This window comes from Salmonella sp. SAL4457 (genome assembly GCF_046548235.1).
Classification (GTDB): domain Bacteria; phylum Pseudomonadota; class Gammaproteobacteria; order Enterobacterales; family Enterobacteriaceae; genus Salmonella; species Salmonella enterica.
Window position 1 is genome coordinate 1 of record NZ_JBGDZO010000589.1, and the last position, 267, is coordinate 267.

A 267-nucleotide genomic window follows, 5' to 3' on the forward strand; every position below is an offset into this window, starting at 1 on the left:
GCTCGCTGCCGTGCAGTTCGTCGTAGGCCTGGGCCTTGCGGCGGAACTGGCGTACCAGGTAGAGGTACAGGAGCAGGCCGGTTGCGGCGAAGAAGAACAGCCGCTTGGCGGTCATCCAGAACACCAGTTGGTCGTGGTCCTGGACCTGGTTTTGTAACAAATGATCGCTCAGGAACGCCCAGGCGATGGCGATTGCGAGATAAGCCAGGCTCAGGCGAAGGGCACTCAGGCGGGGGCTCATGGGATTTTCAGTGGGCAATTATTGGC

The 267-nt window shown here is 60.3% G+C and carries 1 protein-coding gene; it reads right to left on the reverse strand.

Going from position 1 to position 267, the window contains the following annotated elements; genetic code table 11:
- On the reverse strand, nt 1-241 hold a 241-nt coding region (locus tag ACLJNW_RS25570), incomplete at its 3' end, for a hypothetical protein (protein WP_410961419.1).
- Nucleotides 242-267: the final 26 nt, after the last annotated feature.